The 22,572-nt window shown below is 51.2% G+C and carries 15 protein-coding genes; 8 read left to right on the top strand and 7 right to left on the bottom strand.

Features of this window, described 5'->3' with window-relative positions; translation table 11 throughout:
- The first annotated feature begins 47 nt into the window (after positions 1-47).
- Genes SPIRS_RS11965 through SPIRS_RS11945 form a run of 5 tightly spaced genes read left to right on the top strand, consistent with a single transcriptional unit; the run spans position 48 to position 5,332 of the window.
- Positions 48-2,300, top strand: a complete 2,253-nt coding sequence (locus tag SPIRS_RS11965) for a peptidase U32 family protein (protein WP_041866064.1) — start codon at positions 48-50, stop codon at positions 2,298-2,300.
- A 50-nt stretch (positions 2,301-2,350) separates the two neighbouring features.
- Positions 2,351-2,740, top strand: a complete 390-nt coding sequence (locus tag SPIRS_RS11960; RefSeq protein ID WP_013254948.1) for a hypothetical protein — start codon at positions 2,351-2,353, stop codon at positions 2,738-2,740.
- Positions 2,740-3,450 (top strand): ribonuclease PH, encoded by a 711-nt coding sequence (gene rph, locus SPIRS_RS11955; RefSeq protein ID WP_013254947.1) that lies wholly within the window; start codon positions 2,740-2,742, stop codon positions 3,448-3,450. The genes SPIRS_RS11960 and rph overlap by 1 nt, the downstream gene beginning before the upstream one ends.
- A gap of 18 nt (positions 3,451-3,468) precedes the next feature.
- Positions 3,469-4,632, top strand: coding sequence for a 1-acyl-sn-glycerol-3-phosphate acyltransferase (locus SPIRS_RS11950; protein WP_013254946.1), 1,164 nt, complete (start codon positions 3,469-3,471; stop codon positions 4,630-4,632).
- Positions 4,616-5,332, top strand: coding sequence for a hypothetical protein (locus tag SPIRS_RS11945; protein WP_013254945.1), 717 nt, complete (start codon positions 4,616-4,618; stop codon positions 5,330-5,332). The genes SPIRS_RS11950 and SPIRS_RS11945 overlap by 17 nt, the downstream gene beginning before the upstream one ends.
- Here the strand turns inward: SPIRS_RS11945 and SPIRS_RS11940 are convergent.
- Genes SPIRS_RS11940 through SPIRS_RS11930 form a run of 3 tightly spaced genes read right to left on the bottom strand, consistent with a single transcriptional unit; the run spans position 5,306 to position 8,311 of the window.
- Positions 5,306-6,241 (bottom strand): hypothetical protein, encoded by a 936-nt coding sequence (locus tag SPIRS_RS11940; RefSeq protein ID WP_013254944.1) that lies wholly within the window; start codon positions 6,239-6,241, stop codon positions 5,306-5,308. The genes SPIRS_RS11945 and SPIRS_RS11940 overlap by 27 nt on opposite strands.
- Positions 6,238-6,942, bottom strand: coding sequence for a metallophosphoesterase (locus SPIRS_RS11935; protein ID WP_013254943.1), 705 nt, complete (start codon positions 6,940-6,942; stop codon positions 6,238-6,240). The genes SPIRS_RS11940 and SPIRS_RS11935 overlap by 4 nt, the downstream gene beginning before the upstream one ends.
- Positions 6,943-6,949: 7 nt before the next feature.
- Positions 6,950-8,311 (bottom strand): tetratricopeptide repeat protein, encoded by a 1,362-nt coding sequence (locus tag SPIRS_RS11930; protein ID WP_013254942.1) that lies wholly within the window; start codon positions 8,309-8,311, stop codon positions 6,950-6,952.
- An 82-nt stretch (positions 8,312-8,393) separates the two neighbouring features.
- On the opposite strand from SPIRS_RS11930, the gene SPIRS_RS11925 reads away from it, so the two are divergent.
- Positions 8,394-9,119 (top strand): tetratricopeptide repeat protein, encoded by a 726-nt coding sequence (locus SPIRS_RS11925; protein ID WP_013254941.1) that lies wholly within the window; start codon positions 8,394-8,396, stop codon positions 9,117-9,119.
- Positions 9,120-9,137: 18 nt separating this feature from the next.
- The gene (locus SPIRS_RS11920; protein WP_013254940.1) at positions 9,138-11,081 is read left to right on the top strand and encodes a tetratricopeptide repeat protein; all 1,944 of its coding nucleotides are present in this window, start codon (positions 9,138-9,140) and stop codon (positions 11,079-11,081) included.
- 70 nt (positions 11,082-11,151) lie between these two features.
- On the opposite strand, the gene mutL is transcribed toward SPIRS_RS11920, so the two are convergent.
- From mutL to SPIRS_RS11900, 4 genes are all read right to left on the bottom strand, one after another.
- Positions 11,152-12,993 (bottom strand): DNA mismatch repair endonuclease MutL, encoded by a 1,842-nt coding sequence (mutL, locus tag SPIRS_RS11915; protein WP_013254939.1) that lies wholly within the window; start codon positions 12,991-12,993, stop codon positions 11,152-11,154.
- Positions 12,994-13,005: 12 nt separating this feature from the next.
- Positions 13,006-15,249, bottom strand: coding sequence for a FecR family protein (locus SPIRS_RS11910; protein WP_013254938.1), 2,244 nt, complete (start codon positions 15,247-15,249; stop codon positions 13,006-13,008).
- 14 nt (positions 15,250-15,263) lie between these two features.
- Complete coding sequence (locus SPIRS_RS11905; protein WP_013254937.1) at positions 15,264-16,619, bottom strand: hypothetical protein; 1,356 nt, start codon at positions 16,617-16,619, stop codon at positions 15,264-15,266.
- Positions 16,620-16,721: 102 nt separating this feature from the next.
- Positions 16,722-21,605, bottom strand: coding sequence for a hypothetical protein (locus tag SPIRS_RS11900; protein ID WP_041866063.1), 4,884 nt, complete (start codon positions 21,603-21,605; stop codon positions 16,722-16,724).
- Positions 21,606-21,652: 47 nt separating this feature from the next.
- Here SPIRS_RS11900 and SPIRS_RS11895 point away from each other — a divergent pair, with 47 nt between their 5' ends.
- The gene (locus SPIRS_RS11895; RefSeq protein ID WP_013254935.1) at positions 21,653-22,570 is read left to right on the top strand and encodes a hypothetical protein; all 918 of its coding nucleotides are present in this window, start codon (positions 21,653-21,655) and stop codon (positions 22,568-22,570) included.
- Positions 22,571-22,572: the final 2 nt, after the last annotated feature.

The following is a 22,572-nucleotide window of genomic DNA, read 5'->3' as shown; positions in this document are numbered from 1 at the left end:
ACGCTTTTCCCCTTTTGCCCCGGCCTGTTTTGGTGTACATTGGGACCATGAACATGATCCCCGAGTTGCTTGCCCCGGCTGGAAATCTTTCCTGTGCCGTTACCGCCATCGACAGCGGTGCCGATGCCGTCTATGCAGGCCTTTCCAGTTTCAATGCCCGGGAAGGAGCAGACAATTTTAGTTTTGATGACCTTTCCCGCCTTGCCGAATATGCAAAAGAACGAGATCGTCGCTATTATATTACCTTGAATACCCTGCTGAAAGAGTCTGAACTCGACTCTGCTATACGGCTTGTCTCTCAGATAGAACGTCTCGAGCCGGATGCCCTCATCATGCAGGATATAGGGGCCATCTCCGCAGTGAGAGAGATCTTCCCACATATAGCGGTGCATGCTTCGACCCAAATGGGGTTTCATAACCTTGCGGGAGTCAAGATTGCGCAGGATATGGGAATATCCCGTGTCATCCTTGAGCGTCAGCTCGATATTGAAGAGATTGCCGCCATTGCCGCGGCTTCCCCACTCGAGATCGAGCTCTTTATTCACGGTGCCCTCTGCTGTTCTTTATCGGGTATGTGTCTTTTTTCAAGCTGGATGGGTGGATGGAGCGGTAACCGCGGACGTTGCAAGCAGCCCTGTCGTCGTCGGTTCCACAGCTTGGATAGGCGTGAAAAAGAGAGCGGTTTCTTTTTCTCCACAAGAGATCTCTATGCCCTTGATCTTATTCCCCGTTATCGGGATATGGGCATTGCAAGCCTGAAGATTGAGGGACGCCTGAAAAAAGAGGCATATGTCGAACAGGTGGTTCGCGCCTATCGGCTCATGCTTGATGCTCCTCCAGGGGAAGAAGAACGCTATCTCGGAGAGGCTCGCCGTATCCTCGCCCGTTCCTTTGGCCGGCATTGGTCCCACGGCTTTTCCACGGCGGAGGATCGGGCCTCTGTCGTTTACCCCGCCTCCCCCGGAATTTCCGGCCTCCTTGTGGGAGAGGTTGTTGCGGTTCGGGGAAAACAGATTACCGCCCGCATCAGCAGAAGAGTACATAGGGGGGATCGTCTTCGCCTTCAAGATGCATCCGGCGGCCAGGCCTCGGCTTTCACCCTTACCGAGATGCGTATCGGCCGCCGGCCCGTGGCCAAGGCCGATGCCTCCTCTACGGTAACGATCACCCTTCCGGTTGAGACCACGGCCGGTATGAAGATCTACAAGGTCGGAGAGTCCAGACGCGGAGGGCACTCCAATGTGGATGCTTTGCCGCTCTTTCGAGCTTCTCAGCCCGTCGATCTCTTTATCCTGCTCGAGGAAAAAGGGCTTTCCATTCGTTCCTGTGGCCGCCAGTGGCGATACCAGACAGATTTCAAACCTGCAAAAAATCGCCCCATCGATGAAGATATCCTGCGTGATCTATTTCGTGCAACTCGGGATGAACGCTACCGTTTAGGGAACCTTGAGGCCGATATCAGAGGATCATTCTTTCTTCCTCCCGGGGAGTTGAAACAGCTGCGAAGAGCGTTCTGGTCCTTCATAATCGATGCATTGGAGTCCGAGCCGGGAAAGACGCCGGATGATCCCGGGGCCCGGGCTTGCGAAAGGCTCTGTGCTTTTCGAGCGAAAGCAATCTCTTCCTATACGTCGAGGGAGTGCGCCGGGCCACCGAAGAGCGGCAGACGGTTGGTCCCTTTTCGTGAGGCAAAGAAAGAGGATGAGGCCTTTCTTCCTTTTTTTGTACCCGAAGGCCACGTTGCCTCCTTCACGGCAAGCATACGAGAGGCCATGGAACGGGCGGTGCGTTTCTTTCGGGTCACCTCGCTCTTTCATGTTCCTCTCTTGCAACAGGCCGCAGAACTTGCGGGAATTGATGCTTGTGATCTTTTTCTTACCAGCTCATGGCCTCTTCCAGCCTCCAATACCCTTAGTGCCCTGGTACTTGCACGTTTGGGGGTTCGCCTTGTACAATCGTGGCCCGAGCTTGATGCCGAGGCGTTCCGTCTCTTTTCATCGGCTTCGCCGGTGCCGCTGGAACACTTTGCAGAAGGAAGAGTTCCCTTGCTGGTAACCAGGGCTATTTTGCCCCTTTCGGGTGCCATCGTTGACGGCAGGGGGGGGGAATTCCATGTTGCCGCAGGCGGTGAAGAGGGCCTTACCGTTCTATGGAGTGGAGAGGAGTTCCAAACTACGCTTTCTTCATCCAATGGGGTTATATTCAAGGGGGATCTGCTGCCCGGTTACGGAAATCCGGGGCGGCAGTCGGATGGCGAGCAGTTATTCTCCCATTTTAATGAAGATAGGGAGTGGAAATAGTTCGCTTTCCTTGCTTTTTCTATTATCCTTATAAGAAGGAGTGGCTGAGAATGTTCTTCTTTTTCGGACCTTTCGAGTATTTGCTTCCCTTTCTTATCGTCTATTTTGTGATAAGATCGGTTACTCGTAATCATACTATCGACAGATCCCGTCGTGGGAGATTCCCTGAATTTTATGATGAAGACCCCTTCGACGATGATGATTCCCGTGCGATCGATCGTAATTTACGGGCATCCCTTTACAGGCTCGCGGACCGGCAAAAGGGAAAACTTACCGTCTCCGATGTGGTTATTGAAACGGGAATAGCTGTGCAGGAGGCCGAAAAGATACTCCAGGCAATGGTCGATAATCAACATGTGAGAATGGAGGTCCGTGACGACGGTATCATCTATTATGAATTTCCGGAAATCATGGATAAATATACGAGAGGCGAAAACTGATGCGGGATGTTCAATTTCAAACATCCTATCTGATTCACCCAGCCGGTTCCTGCCTCGCATCCTACGGTGATACAAAGGTTATCTGTACCGTCTCCCTTGAAGATCGTGTTCCTTCCTTTTTAGAGGGAAGGGGCTGCGGCTGGCTTACCGCCGAGTATGGTATGCTGCCTGGCAGTACCGGGGGCGGAAGAAAGCAGCGGGAGATCGGTAAACGGGACGGCAGAAGTACCGAGATTCAGCGTCTCATCGGACGGAGCCTCCGTGCATCCGTTGATATGGAGAAACTTGGCGAACGGACCCTGACCGTCGACTGCGATGTCATTCAGGCCGATGGTGGCACAAGAACTGCATCGGTTTCCGGGGGATGGGTAGCGCTCTATGAGGCGCTTAGTGCGCTTGCCGAACGGGAAGGGCGGGGTGGTGCCGACTATTATCTCAAGGGACAACTCGCCGCCGTGAGTGTCGGTATTGTGGACGGACAGGTCGTCTGTGACCTCGACTATGCGCACGATAGTCGGGCCGAGGTTGATATGAACATTGTGAAACTGGAAGAGGCCTTTGTAGAACTCCAGGGAACGGGAGAGAAGGGAACCTTTTCCTCCGAACAACTTGCTTCGCTTATCGCCGCTGCCGACGAAGGGCTTACGTTCATTTTTCAAAAACAGCGTGATGCCCTCAAAATCGATTCCGGCTTTACTTTCCGACAATAAAGGGGTACTCTACTCACTATGGATCTTGAGAAGCTGTTGGATACTATTGATTTTGAAGATATTCGTCCCTATCGGGATGATGAAGTAGAAGAGGTCCTCTCCCGTTTGGGAAAAAGCGAATGGTTGGTATCGGGAATCCGAACCGCCTTTTTACCTCATCTACCGAAATTTGCCAAACCCCTTGTCGATTTTGCCCTCCGTTCTTATATGCGGAGGAAATTCCGTTCCGTAAAGAGTGTTTTTGATTTTCAGCGCAAGGTGAGTGTCGATACCTTTCTCACAAAGTTTGTGGTTAAGAAGTCGATCAGCGGAATCAGCTATTCGGGGGGGGAATTCCTCGATAAAAAGCTTTCCTATCTCTTTATAACCAACCACAGGGATATTGTTCTTGATCCGGCTTTGCTAAACTATGTCCTGACACGATATGGTATGCCTTTGACGCAAATTGCCTTCGGAGACAATTTGATGATCAATCAGACGGTCGCCGATGTCATCAGGATAAATCGTTCTTTTATCGTAAAGCGGAATCTTCCGATACGGGAACAGCTTGTGGCAAGTTTGCAATTGTCGGCCTATATTCGCCATGTGCTTCAAGATACGGATGAATCGATATGGATCGCACAGGGACCCGGCCGGTCCAAGGATGGGAAGGATCATACCAACGCCGCGGTTGTCAAAATGCTCCAGCTGGTCGATCGTGCACGAAAGATTCCTTTTGAGGAGTTCACCCGTTCCTGCCGTATTGTGCCTGTTGCCATCAGCTATGAATATGACCCCTGTGATCGTATGAAGGCATGGGAATTGTACCACAAGAAGGTACGCGGAGAACACAAAAAAGGGAAATACGAGGATCTTGTCTCAATGATGGCCGGTATGAAAGGTTTCAAAGGGCGTGTCCATTACGCTTTTTCCAAGCCGATAGAGGGAACTTTCAAGAACGACCGTGAACTGGCTGAAGAGATTGATCGAAAGATTCAGTCTTCATACCGTCTTTGGGCAACTAACTATCTTGCCTATGACATGGTGAAGGGAAGTACACTTTTCAGTGATCGATACGATGATCATGATCGTGAGCAGTTGATGAAGCGGTTTAAACACCTGCCCGACGAGGTCCGTGAAATACTTCTTGAAACCTATGCAAATCCGGTCGTTACCAAAATGTCTTATGTCGAAAGCATCTGAGCTCGTCTCGGTTTTATTCTTTTTTTTTGTCATCCTCTCATTTTCATCCTGTAGTGCGTATAGCCCGGAAATAGCCTCTCTGTTCTGGCGTCTTGAAATCTCAGTCCCAGACGGGGGAGAGTATACCGAGGGACTTCGACTTTTTGTTCTTGCCGACGACAGAGACGGTATTGAGGATGTGGGCTCCCTTCGCCTCGATTGTACAGAACGTGAACTTTCCTGGACGGTAGAAGAGGATAAGCTTATCATCATCGACCGAAACGGAGAGGCGTGGTATGGTTATCCACGTTTTGAAATGCCGAATGAGGACCGTTTTCCCAGGGCCTCATATGAGGTTACGCTCATCGACAAGGGAGGAAGGGAAAGTTCGGTGCGTTTTTCGATCGATGACTCGATTTCCTTTAACGATGCCATTCTTCCATTCCGTTCTGAAACCGATGCCCTTGCTCTTGTTTTGCCGGGAGAGCAGGCCAATTGGCTCGATACCGAATTCCGGCTCTATAACGAAATGGATGATTCCGTTCTTTCGGAAAAGGCCACTGTCGGCGATGATGGAGTGCTTCACTTTCCGAAAAAGCTCTTGGCGCGCGGCAGGGGAAAAGATGCCACCCAGTGGCGAGCATACGCCTATGATAGAAGCAGCGGGATCGCCGTTCTTTTCGGTCCCTGTGATCTATCGCAGGAAGAAGGAGCGCAGTAGTTTGCCTATCTTTCGGAGCTTCTCGGTAAAACGCTCTCTTCTGCTTTTCCCATATCGATTTGCATAGTCGATGGCGGCCTTGTTTAAAGAGAAGTCGTTTCCATATTTGTGTTTTAAACCGTCCCAATGTTTGATAATCCACATATAAAGGTCTCCGAAACTTCGTCCGGGAAAGCGGGCAAGAATGTTCTCCCGAAAGATTACATCGACAATGGGAAGATAGACATTTTCGTACCACGACTTCGCCGCTTCGAGAAAGGGAATTTCATCTTCCCTGTCCTGATTGATATAATACTTGTGGCCCTGTATATGACGGAGTAGCTCTATCCAGCGGCCGGTCTCGGTAAAGTGGATCTCACGTTTGTCAATGACCGTTCCGAGGCCTGTTTCCTCGAAGACCCTCTCCTTTTCATAGTTGATGACCAGCCATTTCAGATCGTTTTGCGTCATCCCCGGTTCGAGTTTCAGTTCCGTATCCAACTCGATTACTTCGGCATCGATGGCCCTGCCACCCTGGCTTTTTGCCACCGAGACGCGATGGTTACCGTCTCGTACAAAATAGACACCGCCGATCTCATAGAGCTTTATGGGCGGCAGGGTGACATCCATGAGATGGGCACGGTCGACACTTTCCCAGCGTCCCCGAATAAAATCACGTTTGGGCAAAAAGGCGGAAGTAAAATCCTTATATCGTCCTTCACTTCCTACTATCAAATCGATATCAACCGCCTGCATACCCTTGTAGGTTTGCGATTTCGGCTTCAGAAGATTCTTTACATCTTCCAGGGAAAGCAGGCGCTGCTTTTCCGGTGAAAGCGCGTTCAGAATTCTTGAGAAGGCGGCTTTCGTTCTTGCTTTATTAAAATCTTCTCGTGCTTGATTTTGCACAAGAGCCGAGTTTTCACTCATCTGGGGACCTCTACCTCGATTACAATATGTTCATAGGCGTTTACCACCGTTGTTGTACGGTATGTAGACTTCCGTGTTGCGTTGAGATCATACAAATGTACATGTCCATGAACCAAGTATGCCGGTTTAAATAGCTTCATGAAGAGGAGAAACACCTTGAAGCCCCGGTGACATTGGTCTTCCCTGTCGTGGATTCCTGCAGGGGGTGCATGAGTCAACAGGATGTCGAGCCATCTGCCTCGAAAGATCCGATTGACCAAAAGGCCGGGAAGAAGTTTCAATATCTTCATAGCCATCTGAAATTCGGAAAACTGATTCATACCCTTATTATAGCGCATACTTCCGCCGAGCCCTGCAAGTAAAAGCCCCGACATCTTTGCTGTTCTATCCCCAAGATAGGTACTCCCGAAGCTGCGTTCGAGAAAGGACGTGTTACTTACATCGGCTTGAAAGGATTTATACTCTTTGCGGTAGAAACTGATTCTCTTTAGATTATGGTTACCAAAAACAAAACCGAGAGGCTTATTGAGACTGGAAACAATATATCCGTAGTAGGGGAGCTCCAAATCCCCGGCACCTAGAACCAGACCAACGGACTTGAAACGCTCTTTGATCCCATTGGAATAGATAAGCGGATCAATATGATCGGAGACGCAGAGAACCTTTACTGTTTTTGGGGGGTGAGACTTGTGTTTGCGCATAGACTTCTCAATTCAATTTTACCTTGCGGAGTATGTTTTGAAGTGCATCCTTATCGATAAGCTCGACGGGTCTGCTTTCACTGAATTCGGCCGCTCGCCTGGAGAAATTCGAACTGGTAAAAATAACACCTCTGGTAACCGACATCTTCTTCATTTCGTCGAGAATCGACCTGACCGTCGACTCGGTTATCATTTCGGGAACCCTGAGAAACCAGAGGAGTTTCGGCATCTTTTTGGCATTCCTCCACCGTGAATCGCTTTCCACGGCAATGATTTGGCAGCCGTTTTTGATGTCGGTCACATCCCGGATATTGAGCTCCATTGAAAGGGCTATGCCCTTGCAAATTTCAAGAAATTCGACAGGTCCTGCGGTTAGATAATCCTTGATACGATCATCCGTCCGCAGTTCCTGGTACTGGCTCAGCTTTTCGGCGACGTCGCGGAACGATGGCTTCTTCTTGTAGATTGCTTCCCACTGTTCTATTGCCTTTTCAAAGTCTCTGCTTTTTTCGTAACAAAGTGCCAGGAAATACCGGGCGTACAGTACCTCCTGTGAACTATCGTTAACGGAAAGCTTGATGGCCCGTTCCAGTTCCGTCACCGCTTTGTCGAAGCTGTTCATGTGCATGTAACAGCTCCCCCGTTCCACAAGAGCCCGTATTTTGATCTCCGGATCCCGTTGTGCCTTCTCAAAGTTCAAAAGCGCCGCAACGTAGTCGTGGTTCTCTTTCAACAGCTTTCCGAGATAGAAATGCGCCTTGTAGTTATTCGGGTTGTGTTTGAGAGCCTCTTCAAGCTCGATCTTCGCCTCCACCACTTTTTTCCCTCTAAACAGCGCATAACCAAGGCTGTAATGGGCATCGGAATGGCGGGGATCAAGTTCTATTGCTTTTCGATAGTAGTTAAGAGCCTTTTCACTTCTTTGCCGAGCTTCGAAAAGGGAACCTGCTTTATAATAGTGATTGGCGCTCTGTGGTTCCAGTTTGATAAGCAGAAGGTATTCTTTAAGGGCTTCTTCTTCCTGGTTGAATCGTTCAAAAAGATCGGCTATTCTTTTCCGAAAGGCCACTTCGGAGAGTCCCGGACCGAAGGTTCCGATTTGATTGACGGTCTTCAGTTCCATAAGGGCCAGTTCCGGTTTTTCTTGGGCCAGATAGGCAAGGCCAAGATAATAATGGGCCTCGGCATTGCGAGGGTTTTTTGCGATGATCTGTTTGGCTATCCTGACAACGGTATTCGGCTTTCCCTGCTTCAGTGCGTTTTCAAGGGAAGCAACCTGTTTCGGTGCTATAATTGACCGAACAAGAAAAAAGGTAAACAGTCCGATTCCTATGCCGAGTATGATAATGAGGGCGATGACTAATGGCATTTTATATCGTCTCCTCAGATAAGGTTAAGTGAGAAAGATGATTCATGTCAAACGAACTAAACATGATATAATAATACGGAGAATGAAACGACATGTCCATATGAGGCTTCTTTCTCTTGTTTTTCTTTGGGCTGCCTTTTTCTCTGTTGTTTTCCCGATTGGCGCCGAGACTCTTTTCGAACAGGGAGAAAAGCTCTTTGTAAATAATGAGCCGGCTCGTGCCGTCTTGGTTCTCGAAAATGCCGTGAAAGAGGACCCAGCCAACGCAAAGACCTATCAATATCTCGGAATCGCCTATGAGCAGCTTGAGCAGTACGAAAATGCGATTTCTGCATATGAAAGGGGACTGGCCTCCTCTTCTGCTTTGAAGGATACCTTCTATTTTAATATGGCAAACAACTATCTGCGTCTCGGACAAACGGATAAGGCCCTAGAGTATTACGGAAAAAGTGTCACGGTAAATGGCTCTTTTGCCCCCTCGTATCTCAATCGCGGAAATCTTCGGGTAAAGAAGGGATCGTATCGGGAAGCGGTAAGCGATTATCAGACGTACCTTGTACTCAAGCCGAACGATCCCCAGAAGGGGGCCATCGACAAGATGATTTCTCTGCTCAGCGGGGCGGTACAGGAAGAGGAGCGTAAGAAACTCGAAGAACAACGAAGACAGAAGGAGGAGGCTGCACGACAGCAGGCTCTCTTGGATCAGGTCCTTGGTTCTCTGGAAAATGCGGGGAGCGACACTACCAATCTCTCGGCAGGAACCGAAAAGACCGAGGATTATGAAGGATCCTTTGATATTATTGATTAAGACAGATATGGAGCGGCTATGGATAAGCGTAAAGGATTAATCATCGGAGGGGCCGCCTTGGCGCTCCTTCTTCTTCTCGGCGGAGGGGCTCTGCTGATAGGCAGAGGACGTCAGGCAACGGGAACGGCCGACAGCGGTGAAGGCAGCAGTTCTGCCGTTGTCAGTGATGCTGCCAAGCGGAGGGAAAACACCCTGCGTCTTGCCCAAGATTATTTCAAAGAGGGGGAGTATCAACGCGCCCTCGATTTGCTGGACGGCCTTTTGATTGAGAATGGCGACGACCAGGATGCCAAGGATCTGCGTGATCAAATCATCGCGGAGCGGAAGCAGGCTGAGAAAAAGGCGGCTGATGCCGAGCGACAGAGTCAGGAGGCGCTGAAAGACACCCTTTCCGATCTTGGTCAAAGTCTGAAAAGTAGTGAAACCAGCGCCGCCGAACAGGAACGGGATAGGCAACTTGAGGCCAAACGCCAGGAGGAGCTTCGCAAGCTGGAAGATCAGCGCAAGGCGGCTGAAGAACGCCAGCGTCAGGAAGCCGATCGCCTTGCGGCCCTTGATAAGGCGGAGCGGGAAAAGGCTGAGAAGCTCAAGAATCTTGTGCGCCAGGGTGAAGAAGCTATGGATCAAAAAGACTATATCGGTGCTCGCGGCTTCTTCTCTGAGGCCCTCGATATCGATCCCTCTTCGGCTCCTGCTTTGGCAAATACCGGTGAAACCTTTTTTCGGGAAGATGAAAATAGTGATTCGAATATTAAAAAGGCCGTTGATTATGCAAATCGTGCTATTCAAAGCGATCCCAATTTGTGGGTACCATATAACACCCTCGGAAAGGTGTACAGCAAGCAGCGGCAATGGAACAATGCCATCGATTCCTACAAACAGGCTGCACGGCTCAATCCCGAAAACGCCGATCTGCTCTTTGAACTGGGAAAGGCGCAGTATCGTGCCGGAAAATATGACGATGCACGGCAATCCTTTGAGGCTGCCATCCATATCGATCCCCAGCATGAAAAGGCGTATCTCAATCTCGGCGTAACCCAGCGTCGACTTGGCAATGTCAACGCGGCAATCAATGCTTTCGGCAAGGCTGCACAGATCAATAAAGAGAGTGACGTCGCATTTTATCAGCTCGGTGAATTGTATAAGCAGAAAGGCGATATGAAACAAGCCTCGGAAAACTATCAGAAGGCTGCCGCTCTTCAGCCCGACAGAAATATCTACCAGGGCTCCTATGCCGTAGCTTTGACCGCCCTCGGTAAGTATCAGGAGGCAGAGGCTGCATATAAGCGCGCCATTGCGGCCGACTCTGAGGACCCTGTCGCCCGTTATAATATCGCACTGGTCCAGTTGCAGCTTGGCAAAGATAATGATGCCTTTGAGAATGCGGCAAAGGCGGTTCAGCTTGATTCCTCTTCTGCCGTCTACCTCTACACCCTCGGTCTTACGAGTGAGGCAGTCGGCAACAGCGACGGGGCGGTAAGCGCCTATCGGGCCTCCATTGCCAAGGACCGCGGCTACCTTCCTCCAAAAATCAACCTCGGTAAACTCTACGATGATCAGGGAAAATACGATGAAGCCCTTGATCAGTTACTTGCCGCCTATGCAATCGACCCGAAGTCTCTCGAGGTGAACAACAATCTGGGAAATGTCTACCTTCACAAGGAGCTCTACCAGGACAGCATTAAACACTATAAGGCGGCAATCGAAAAGAAACCGAATGCTACCCTCATGCGCTATAATCTTTCCCTTGCGTACATCGAAACAGGAGACCAGGATGATGCCATCGCAAGTCTCCAGGAGCTTATAAAGGTCGATCCGAGCTATTGGGATGCCTATTACCAGCTTGGGAAGCTTCTTTTCGCAAAGGGCCAGAACGATTCTGCGAAGAACATCCTCAACAAGCTTTTGGAAAAACAGCCCGATTATCCGAAGAGGCAGGAAATCGAGGAGCTGATTCGATAGTATGAAAAACGGAGGGCGGCCCCACGTTCAAGGCCGCCCTTTCCGGCAAGGCAAGAACACAAGGCCTACGCTAAAAAGTTCTTCCCACGGCCTTGTAGAGTTCCTTTTCGGTAACAGAGAAATAGAGGGGCCTTCCGTGGGGACAGCGGTGCTGTTTTAGGGCGAAGGTTCCGGCAATGATCTTTTTGGCCGTTTCCGGGGGAAGAAATTCCCCCTCTTTTATAGCGGCTTTGCAGGCAAGATTGGCAAAAATTCGTTCGGAAAAGCCGTCGCTTCCCGTTTCCTGGCTTTCGATGAAGGTTGTGATCTCCTTCTCGAGATGAACGCAGCTTTCCGGAAGGGCCGTCAAAAGCAGATTATCTCCCTCCTTTTCTGCCTCGATAACGATTCCCAGTCCGCGATAGTAATCGATTTGACCTTGAAGCAGGGTTTTGCCTTCATCGTCGAGTTGCAGCCGTTTGGGTATGAGAAGTTGCTGTTTGCGTGATGCACCTGCTACAAATTGTTCGTAGAGAATCCGCTCGTGTGCCGCATGCTGGTCGATGAGGTAGAAGGTTCCCTCCTTTTCCGCGGCAAGGAACAGGCCGAAGACCTGTCCGAGGTAGCGAAAGGCGTAGGCCTGCGATTCCTCTGCGGCTTGCTGTTCCTGCTGGCTTCGGGTCTGTTCGAAGCGATCGTAGAACTGGCGATTTTGTTCGGCGTTGCTTTTTACCGGAGCAACAGTCGATGACGGCGGAAAAGAAAAAGAATTTTTCGAGCGAGGGCTCATAGAGGACTTTGAAAACGGGGCCTTGTCGTAGGATGGTTTTGGAAAGCCCGAGGAGCCGAAATCATTTTTCTCCCCTTCGGAAAGGTGTGGACGATCGTCTGCGGCCGGTATCTCATAGGGCAGGGGCGTCGGCCATTTGCTGCGAAGAAAATCACGGATTCCCGAGGAAACCTGATGATGGATCTCTTTGAGGCCGCGAAAGCGTACTTCTTTCTTTGCCGGATGAATGTTGAAATCCACCCGTTCGGGATCAACCTCGAGAAAAAGGAAACAGACAGGAAAGGTTCCCCCGGGCAGGTATTCGCCGTATCCGTAACTGACGGCCTGAACCAGGGAAAATTCATCGATTTTTCGCTTATTGACATAGATGTGGATGTAGCGCCTGTCTTTTCGATAAAGCGAGAGCCCTGAACCAAGGGCTGTGAAGTGAAACCCTTCTCCAGCACCCTGGATTGTATGGATCATCGAGGCATGTACCTGACCGGGATAGGATGCCGTGACTCGATCGATGAGGGACGAGGCGGGAAGAAAGAGTTTCAACTCCCCTTCGGAAAAAAGGCGGAAGCTGATCTCGGGAAAAGCGAGGGCCTTTTCCGCAAAGAGCTTACGGCATGCCGACAATTCTGCCTGATCACTCTTGAGAAAACGCTTTCGGGCAGGTATGGAATAGAAGAGATCTGATGCTTCGACAACAGTTCCCTTTCTCCCCTTCGACGGCTGGAGAGAAAGCAGTTTTCCGTTGTCGACTTCTATGGTAAAAGCCTCTCCTTCGGCAACGGCACTGGTAATCCTCAACCTGCTGCAGGCGGCTATGGAAGAAAGTGCTTCCCCCCTGAATCCCAGGCTCGTTATCCTGTCGAGATCTTCGACCTCGGAAATCTTACTGGTGGCATGGGGTAGAAAGCAGAGTTCAAGGTCTTCCCGTTCCATTCCGCAACCATTGTCGACTACTCGAACACTTCTGGTGCCTCCGCCTGCAAGGTGGACGTCAATGGTATCTGCTCCGGCATCCACGGCATTGTCCATCAGCTCACGAAGCAAAGAAAAAGGCCGGTCGATAACCTCGCCGGCCGCTATTTTTCGGGCGACCTGATCCCGAAGCAGATGAATGCTTCGGGATCGGTCCTGTTGTGTTCTCTCCATACTCAGAACATACTAAAAGTGTATGCGTGTTTCAAGGGTAAAACTCGGAGCCATATCAGGAGTCCCGTCATCATTATAGACAGGGTCCTGACCGTCATACTTCATTGCGGTTCCCACTGAAAGCGCGATATCAAGGGTTGGGGCAGCGGGATAGACGATTTCTCCGCTGAAGGCTGCGTATGCATCGAAGAGGGAAAGATCCTCATCGCTACTTCCTGCAAGAAGCGGGAAGAATTTCGTTCTCGAATAGGTAACCGAGCCGTAGATACCGAGAACGGGAATCACCTCCGGTAGTATGCTGAGAGTCAGGCTCATTTCATCTTCTTCAACTTCCCCTCCGTCGGGGCTCCATGGCCCGAAATAGCTTGCCTCTATCCTAAACGCCTGAAAAAGGGTTGCTCCGGCCTCTCCGTATATTCCCATGACGCTCCTGTCATAGTCGGAAGAGGATGGATCCTGGAGGTAGTTGTATGCCTCGACGGCATAGATACCACGAAGCCTTTCGTAATTCGGTCCGAAGAGTGTCGGGTGGAATACTCCGTCGTAATAACGGTAGGAGAGACGATAATCGAGGAAGATAATGTTACCGAAGAGACCGCTGTCCACTCCGTAATTCCGAAGGCCGCTGATCGAAGAGGCTCCATCCTCCCATACAGCATCAAATTCGAAATTTCCGTCGATGATAGGTACCATCGCTGCCATATCGCCGTAAAGAACAATGGACAAAGCACTCTTTTGGATAACCGGTAATTCCAGATCGACAGCCGCGGCAGAGATCATGATATCGCTCGGCATATCCGTCGGGGCCGTAAGGGGATCGGTTATGCTGTCGGGATCGACATCGATGATCCCGGAAAAACCGAAGCCGAGGGGGAAGGCCTTTCCAAAGGGACGCAATACCAGTCTGCCTCCGAAGATTTCCGGCTTGCTAAGATCGTTGACGACCGCTTCGAGACCAATCTTATTTCCTTGAATGCCTGTATTGAAGCCGATTCTCCGAATGGCGGGAAAGTCGAAATCGTTGGCATAATCCTTCATGAGTATGCCGTGTCCGATGGTCATGGTACGTAGGTTGCCGAGTCTCAGATAGAAGGGGTCCCTGTTATCTCCGTATTCGACATAACGGATTTTCAGGAAGATGTCGGAAAAAAGATCACCCGCGGCATCGAGGGGATCATCCTCCCAATCCTGATCGGTACCGAAAGACCATTCGTTGTTTCCTCTGGGGCGATACCAGTCATCGGAATCGAAGAGATCGTTGGTGTAGATGATGGGAAGGTAGAGGGCCGCTTTCAGCTTTCCAAGCTCGAAGACTGGCTGCAGCACGGCCTTCGAATAGGTCAGGCCATCGATGGTTACGGTGCCGATCTGAAGTCCGAGGATGTTTCCCAGTTTTCCAAGGGCCCCATCTCCTTTCGCCTTGCCCGATTCTGCGGCAGTGGCTGTTTCAGGCAGCACCGGTGCCTCTTTTACCGCTTCTTCGGCCAGAGGGGGGGACTCGGCCTCTTCGGGGGGCGTGGACTGTGCCTGAGGCTCTTCGGCAGGTGCTTCTGTCTGCTGTTCCTCTTCTGCCGGAGGCTGTTCTTCGACCTGGGGAGTATGTCCCGGAACGAGGTTCGGATCGAGCTGTTCGAAAACCATATCGCTGAGCAAATCCTGCATCTGCTGCTGAGAGGCTTGAATCGCTTCGAAGGTGGCGGCAAGGGCGTCCGCAATCTCTCCTGAAGCGAGGCTGATGGTTTGCCCCACGTTATTGGTATAATCGATCAATCCGTCGACGACGAAGGCTCTTTCTTCTGATCCCGGAACCGAGATTAGCCCAAAGTCGGTCCCTCTGACACCGCAGACGGCGGAGGGTGTGCTGAGCCTGTATCGATTGGTAAGCGAACCCCGGGCAGCAATTGTTCTCAGCTTTCCTGCCACCATATGAAAATCATTTACAGTATCATCCGAGCGTTGGAACTGTTTAATAGTAAATACCGTATTGGGAGCAAGCTTGATAATGGATCCGTTGGGATCGAGGGAAAGCTCCGCCACCGTTCCATTGGTCCTTATGGTGTCTCCCTCTGAAAGCTGAGTACCGATAGTGACATTGGTAAGGATATTTCCGCCGGCATCGACGACTTCAAGTTCGAATTCGTCGGCAGCATACGCAATAATTGCTTTAGGCTCTCCGTACTGACCGAAAGCCGTGGATGAAAGAAATAGTAAAAGTAGGATTACCGGTATGATCCGGATCGCGACAGCTTTTCGCATAGTTACCTCCTTACCTAAAAACTGATGGAACTCGTCAGACTGCTGCTGGTCTCCCAGGATCCGTCTTCAGGTACGTATCGTAGATTGTAACCGAGGGTAATAACCGCCGGTCCCGTTTTATAGTTGACCTCGGCACCTATAGTGGCGTTTTCCGGATCGCCAAAATCATCAAAACTGTTGATATACCGCTTGTCGTAAAAGGCGTCGAAAAAGAAGCCGGGTAGTAATCCCTCTCCCACACTTAGCGTCCCGCGGAGATGGGGATAGGTAAGGAGTTTAGTATCTTCGGTGCTGTTGTCGGGGGCGAATGAGCCGTCGACGGTGGTGGAAAATGCCAGCATATCGCCAAGAAAAGAGAAACCGACGACGGTCATCCAGCCATTATAGCCGTCGCTCTCTAACTCTCCCGAATAGATCGCATATTTTGCTTCTCGGTAGAGATCATAGGTGGCGTCGAAATAGAAGGGCACGAAGTTGTCTCCGAGGAAAAGCAGGCTGAAACCATATTGGAGAAAGCCCCAAAGCGTACCTCCGAAACCTGTCATTGCACCGCTATGAGGATCGTCGTCTCCCGTCTGGAGGGCTACATCGCCAAACAAGACAAGGGTCGCGAGATCACCGGTAAGCAGCGGCTGCTGAAAATCGACATCGAACATGGAAACCGTATCGCTGTCGGTATAGACGGTAAAGTCATAGTTTGCTTCGGGATCGAAATCTGCGGCATAGCTCACTCCGATCTGCAGGTTATTGAGAAGCGGCAGTTCCGTGGCTGCAAGGGGCCGTGCATAGAGGCGGGTACCGAAAACATCGAAACGGGCAAGGTTACCGGTAAAGGTTTCCAGACCGATGTAGGGAAAATTGAAGAGCCGCCCGTCAATGTCGAGAGCAAGACCTACGATCCGCTGCTCGGGAAGGAAGAGGGCGTTGGAGTAGTTGCGCATGATAAAGCCGTTGCCAAGGGTCCCGTCTTCGATGGTTCCGATTTTCGCATAAAGATCATCCCCTTTCTCTCCGTAGCGGACATAACGAAAGATGGGGAGGTACAGATCGAGGAAGCTCTTTCCATCTTTTGGGACCCAATCTTCTTCCCGTACCTCAAAGCCGTCGGCACTCTGATAATGCAGGGTGAGGTCCAAACCGATGCCTACTTTACCGAAGGAGAGGTCTGGAGTAAAACTGATCATGCTGTAGGTAACTTCGCCGTCCTCTTCGTTAAAGGTTTTAGCCCCCAGCGCTATGGTGGTCTGGAAATGAAACGCCGGATGTTCCCCTTCTTGTATTGTAGCTTGGTTTTCATCGCTCTGCGCGGCAAGAGGAAAAACGGCTAAGAGTGCAAAGCCTATAATTACATAGGGAAGTGGTTTGCGCATACGCCCCTCCTTTTACAAACTTAATATTTTTTACATCCTTTACCTTTTATAGTATATCCCTCATACCCATAAAACAACAGCGTGTCTGTAATCTATGATCTATTAAAAGGAGAGAGTGAAGCCGAGGCCTGCTTCGAAACCTATGGTATAGTATGTGACGGAATCACTTCCGGATGCATAGGCCTCACGCATGAAAAGCCCGGTAAGATGTGCATTGATCTCTCCCCGGGAGGAGAGATCGAGGGTTGTTTCATGAGAAAGTGAAAGGGTAAGATCTTGTTCATTCTCTTCATTATCGAAGAGAAGATCGTTGCCAAAGGAAAGCTCATGGATGAGGCGGACCGGGCCGTCCCCTCTGAGGTAATGGGGAATCGGCAAGCGCCTCGGTTCTCCCTTTCTACTAATCAGCGTCACCGTCGTTTCATTTTCCAGGGTATCCAGAGAGGCTCCCTCGTCGAAGCTTGCGCTAAAGTCGTTTTCTCCCTTAAGCGAATACTTCTCAGTGATCTGAAGAAGAAATGACGCAATATGAAGGGCGTCGAGGGCCCCGCTATCCTCAATGTCGAACCTGGCGGAGGAGGCAAATGCATCGGTCCTGTACCAATCGGCAAGAGGGTAGCTGCCTAAACGGCCGAAGAGATTAATCGCAGAGCTTGTCCACGAAATCGATGTTACTCCGCTTCTGCCGATCTCATCATAGCTTTTTTCATAGGTGGTGGAGCGGGTGATGTCGAATGTTGCCGGGACAATGAGGTCGCTGAGGGCGCTCCCCGGATTGCGGCTAAAGGAACATGAGGCTGCCGGGGTATAGGATGCGGTTAAAAGCTTTTCTTCATCTCCCGTAAAAGGCCCCGTTCCAAACACCGATAAGGGGTCTGAGGAGAGCAGGGCATAGATGGAACCGATACCGGTGGAAAAGCCCTCTGCATCGAGAATCAGCGAATGTAGCGGTGTGGCCGGAGTGGATGTTATATCCTCTATGCTTACTTTTGCCTCCAATGCATGGTAGAGACGAAATCGCAGGTTTCTTTTTTTCTCCATAGGCAGATCCCAGGTCGTACTTAGCAGATGGTCGGCATCAAGCCGCTCGGATGAGGAACTGCGCGCGGTGGTGCTCCCGTCCGCTTCCACCGTGAGAAAACCAAGGGGCAGGGGGAACATCTGCATAAGATCCAATTCCGAGTTTCGGCGTGTAACCTGGTCCATTTGGGGAAGCAACAGGCCTTCGGTACTTTCCGACATCCGCTCTGAAAAGGTTTCATCTTCCTCTTCGTCGCTCCCTGTAAGTGCGTTTGAGAGCGAAAGGGAAAAGGCGTTATGGGCCTCACTTCTGCCGGCTCCCATGCCTATGGCCCACTGTTGTTTGACCTTTGTCTTCGGCTTTGAGAAACTGCTCTCCAGAGAAAGTATGCGTTCCGGGTTTGCAATCCAGGGAGCAAAGGTAATTTCGGCCGAATGGCTGAAGGTGATCCCCTCTGCGGCGTGGTCTTCGGCATACTCTTCGGCTGCCTTGATCCTTCCCGATGCAACGGGCATGGCGTAGCCTGCGGTAAAGGAGGGAAGAAATTCGTAGGCTTCGGCCGAGAAGGCGAAATCACCATAGACATTTCCGTTAAAAAGAGCGCTGCTGAGTGCAGATGATGAATAAAAGGAGTGGGTGGAATCACTACCTGCGGCGGTCCCGTAATCACCGTTCCAGGTTGATTCGGAGGCGAAATCAAACTCGGATAATACCGGTTTCCCTTTTAAAGAAAAATAGGTCCCCGGCTTGTGGTAGGCAACGGAGCTCTTAACCGTGGATTCCAGGGACATGAGGGCATCTGTCAGATGCAGCTCATCGAGCCACAGCTCTCCGGAAGTGTCTTCGGAAGAAGTCTCGACCTCCATCTTGAAATAGGATACGGCGGCGTCCCGATCGTTAACGGAAACCTCTTGATCCGATATGGTTCCTTCGCTGCTTTTTATCCTTTTTTTGTCGAGATTGATGGTGATAAGCTGCCATGCATCGCTTTCGATCGGAACAAAGGTTGCGGTAACGCCTTTCCCTTCGGTGGAGCTTAGAGAGACCATTATGTTATCAGGGGCAGGATCGGGGGTTCTGAGAAAAAATCGCAGGGCCTGGTAGTTTCCAAGATCGGCAGTGGGGGTGAGGGTGGATGCGCTCCATGTGCCGCCGGCGATGCCGGCATCCCAGGTAAAAAGGGCGCAGCGCTGGGTCTCGCCGTCGGTGAAGATCTCGGCCTCATCGGGGAAGGCCTCGGCAAGGCTTGTAGATGCCGAACTTGCCCCGGCCCGTGTTTCAAGGGCCTCGCTTGCCGTTACCGTCTGGCTTGTGGAATCATCCGGGCTCACGGAGAAGCTGGTGCCGACAAAGATGGGGTCGGCAACCAGGATGGTTCCTGTCGCCGCTGATCCTTCATTGACGATCATGATGTCCATAGCGGTAACCGATTGGAGCTTGGCCCGCTCTGCCGCCGAGAGGTCGATGCTGATCCGCTGCCAGCTGTTGCTGCCAGGTTTAAATTCTGAAGATGTGTCGGAATGGTCAATTATTACTTCTTCCCACACCAGATCGTCATCCTCACCACCTGTCCAGCTTAGCTCGCCGTCGCCGTTGAGGTCCTCGCTGTCGGTCTTGCCGTTGTCGCCTCCGACAGGACGGTCGATACCGTCGGGATCGAAGGAGAAACCGGAAGAGAGGGAACCCGATTCCTCATCGAGCAGGCCGTCCCCGTCAAGATCTTCGATGAGGTCTCCGACTCGGAGATAGATGTTTAGGTCGCTGATATCCTGGCGGGGACGGACCAACAGATCGATTCTGGTAGCAGAAGAGAGATCCAGGGCGTTCCCGCCGGTGCTCAAGGGGATGCGGCCGCCGACCCACTCTCCGGCGTCAAGCTCGTAGGTAAAGACCAGGGCGTTGCCGTCGGTCTCGCTACCCGTCGCCGCTATGGAAGGTCCCACGCGGTCTTCCCCCTCATCTTCATCGTAAGGGTATCTCTGGTCCGAGGGGACGTTCCAGTCGTAGCGTTTGAGAACGGCAGTGCCCACCGTGGGGTAACTGTAGAAGTCGTAGTAAAAGAGTTTTCCGCGATCATCCTGAAGAAACTGTGCCTCAATTTCGTTTACAGGATCTTCGTTTGCATCGTCGGCGGCGGCTGGAAAAAGGCGCTTGTTGCTGATGGGAACATCGACTCCCGCATCGTTCATGCCCAGAAGTCGAAAAATTCCGGTGGTGTCGGGATTATTCAGCGAGAGCCCCGCTTCCACGCTGAAGCTCAGGGCGTAATCTTCCTCATCCTTGTTATCGTAAAAAAGGCTCGTACCGGCGGCAATGAATCCCGGGGCCTGATCGGATTCGGTGGTGTAGGATTGACCGGCAATATTCCAGCGAAACCCCGCATCCAGGCCCAGGCTCAGCCTGTCGGTAAGGGTAAAGCTGTTTTGGGTGGCGAAGATCAGGTCTCCAAGATCCCCTCCGCTTCTTGTACGGTAGGTAACAACGATCAGATCGTCATCGTTTACGGTAAAAAGCGGAGTAAGAACTCCTGTGTCGTAGTCTACGGTAAAGCGGGACTGTTCTCTACCGTTTTTTGTCACCGATACCGAATCCCCAAGCACCCCCTCTTCGAGTTGAAAGGCAGAAACCTCCGAAAGGTGTTCGATTTGAAGCAACCAGGGGGCTGCATCTCCGCTTATTCCCCGCTTCGGGCCGTAGATATCGCTATTGTAGCCTGCCTCGATGATAGCCCGTGCCAGAGGATAACGACGATACAATGATCGCATATCCGAAAGCTCCCGATCCTCATCCACGATACGTATCAGCTTACCGAAGTCCTCTTCTCCATAGCTAAGCTGCTCGGCCTCAAGGGAAATACCATCGTATTCGTCGCTGCCGCTCATGAGGGCCGCATAGAGTTCATCCTCCTGTGGGGTCGTGGACAGTTCGTAGATGCCGCGGTGGAGAAAGGGGGACCAGAGGCCGGGGCGGTAGAGGAGTAGGGCCGTATTACCGTCGACAGTGGTTTCAAGCTCATCGGAAAAGTCAAAACTATCGAGGCCGTTATATGAGTCAGCGGTCCCGGAATCAAAGAAAAAATCGACCGGCGTTGCCTTGGGATCAAAAAGGCCGTCGGCATTGATACCGCAGAGGGCATCGGTGCCAAGGCCGCTATCTCCCACCTCCTTTCCCCCTTTTTTGTAGTAGACCGCCACCCTGCCGGTGGGGGCCTCTTTCAGGTAGACAATTCCGTTTTCGGTATCCACCACCGCATCATCGGTGCCGGCTTCCTGAAACGCTCCGTCTTCATCCTGGATATAGAGCACCACATCCTCAACATCGTCGTCGGGAAGAACGAAGACCCTGTTTGTCGAATAATCGTCCAGGTCGAACTGCTCCTGTTTTACCTCGTTCATCCCTCTGAAGGTAACACGCTGGTATGCAGCGGGGTCGTAGCGAAGGGCGAAGCTGTGTTCGGAGTGCTCAGGGGTCAGCCGAGCCCAGAGACCGAGGGAATCTATCCCCGCTTCCGGAAGGGTGAAAAAGCTTGATTCGAAGGAACCGATATCGATATTACCGACCCGTACCTCCTGCACAAGCTCTCCCTCTTTCCCCTGATAGCCTGCTACAATAGAATTGACGTCGTTGCCCTCTTTGAAGGAGAGATCGAAAAACCAGCGGTCTCGTATCCATAGAGAAATAATGATATCCGGATACTGGTCGAAACGAAATCCACTGTCGATATCGGAGATCGTTGTTGTTTGCATGACCGGGGAGAGGGTACTCCATGTGAGGGCGAATCCCGCCGAAACTTCGGCCTGCCAGGTTCCTGAGACATAGAGGTCGATATCTTCTTCAGGAATCGATGCAAAGAGGGTGGCGGGAACCTCTTCCGAAGGAAGCGGGACCTCGTCTGCCGCCGCGACGCGGAGAACAACGCAAAAAAACAGCATGCAGATGTGAAGGGTTCTTCGCTGATGCGACATATATCACATTATAGCGCAGCGCTGAGATTTCGTGTACAATAAGAGCCATGGATCAGAAAGCGAGTCAGTTTGTGCGGCATCTGCTGGCCAATCCCTCTTTGAAAGCCTATGCTCCGCTCCAAAAGGAAGAGCAGATTATTTCCTTTCTGCGGATCAATGCCGGGCGGCTCTATCCGACCCTTTCTTCTCCCGACTTTTTTCCTGGACAGTCCTGGAATCAGATCTATAAACTACTTATGCAGGCACTTTATGCTTCTACCTCCGAATCGGTGGTTTCGGGGTTGAAGGAGTTTTTTGCCCGAACCATCAATTTCCATTTTCTCTCCTTTTTTCCCCGGCCCACGGGGCGTTCCGATGATCGGGAAACTCGTCTTTTCTCTTTTATGATGAAGCTGATTGCCCATCCCTTGGCTCGAAAGGCTCTTACAGGCCCCTACAGTGCCATACAGCTTCATCTTGCGCATCGCTATCTCGACCGTATATACGACGGAAGGGGTTATATCCGCTTTGAGCTTGAAAAGGTTCAAAAGCTTGCGATGAGCCAGGAAGAGGTGAAGAATCTCATTCGAACCTCTATCCTTTTACGGCCTGCCGTATTCCTTTTCCAGGTTGCAAGGCTTCCGGGACAACATGAGGTGGCCGGGCTTATTCCCTTTCAATTTGCTCAAAAGGTGATACAGGCCTTGGAAAAAGAGCTTCCTTTTTTACCTGCTGAGCTTCTTGAGAGTGCGGTTTACAGCAATGTCTCTTTCGACGAAAGAAATGATATTCCGGCTACCGCCCGGCTTTCCGCCCTTTTCAGTATGCTGGCATGCGATTTTCATCCCGGACTCAAGATCGATCGCGGGGCGGTGGGGCAGGAACGTAGTTGGTTCGGCATTGCCCGACGAAACCACCGGCTTTTTGGATATGATGTGAAGATGACGGATGAGCTATACCGGCTCGCCGCTGAAAACGGATGGTAACA

It is taken from the genome of Sediminispirochaeta smaragdinae DSM 11293, from assembly GCF_000143985.1.
GTDB classification, from domain to species: domain Bacteria; phylum Spirochaetota; class Spirochaetia; order DSM-16054; family Sediminispirochaetaceae; genus Sediminispirochaeta; species Sediminispirochaeta smaragdinae.
Note: the sequence above shows the minus strand (reverse complement) of the source record. Positions and strands in the feature narration are given on the sequence as shown.